Annotated in this window: 1 protein-coding gene; it reads left to right on the forward strand. The window is 46.7% G+C overall.

The features are described 5' to 3' along the window. Nucleotides 1-811 (forward strand): RHS repeat-associated core domain-containing protein (locus ABI_RS24250; RefSeq protein WP_169313709.1); only part of this gene is annotated, 811 nt, incomplete at its 5' end. Between the last annotated feature and the right edge of the window lie 75 nt (nt 812-886).

Here is an 886-nt window from a genome sequence, read left to right on the forward strand (position 1 = left end):
TGCGCCGTCGCTGGGACGGTTCCTGCAGCCGGACCCGATCGGTTACGGTGACGGGATGAACATGTACGCCTATGTTCATGGCGACCCGGTGAATGCTACGGATCCTACTGGGTTAGATGGACCCGGAGGAACGCCGTCTCCGGAAATCGTCGTGACAGGCCAACGACCGGATCGAAGTGATTTTGAGGCGAGCAATCAAGCCTTTTCGAATCGGGAATGCGTGTTATTTTACGGATGCGGTAACAACCAGCAGATATCAGCAAGTGACATTCGTCAGTACATTGGTCAGCCCACGAATCAACCAAGTGCTGCACCTGAAAGTGACTCTTGTGAGCATCGAAATGCGGAAGGAATTTGTGTATACATAATGGGTGCGAATGGCCCAGAGGTAACTCCAGAATATCAGAAAAAAATATGCAGTAATTATGCAAATATTCAGGACGCGGGTACGAAATCTATTGATGGCTATACGGCTTTAGGTGTAGTGGGACACAGAAGCACGCCGTTTGGCCTTTCAATGGCTTTTGCAAGTGTTTTGACTGCAACTGTTACCGGATCTGGTTTCCGACCATTTGGGAGGGTGATAGTTCCAAAGGCCCCCCCCCTCCAGCAGGTTGCTAACATGAAACTTAAGCATCAATTTCATGCTCTGAATGTTGCCAGATTTATTAGAGCGGCATCTTTAATTGCTACTGTGGCGATATTAGTGCTAAAATACTTTTTTGGAATTTTTAGCAGCGATGATGCTCTAGCAACTTTCATTTTATTTTTGATATTCTCTATTTTGATTGCCTACCTAGATAAAAAATAGAGAGTAACGGCGAGGATTAGAGGCTCGCCGAAAATAGCGGAAATACGGAAGAAATAGGGGGACAGGAGCGCCATT

The sequence above is a fragment of the Asticcacaulis biprosthecium C19 genome, assembly GCF_000204015.1.
Classification (GTDB): Bacteria; Pseudomonadota; Alphaproteobacteria; order Caulobacterales; family Caulobacteraceae; genus Asticcacaulis; species Asticcacaulis biprosthecius.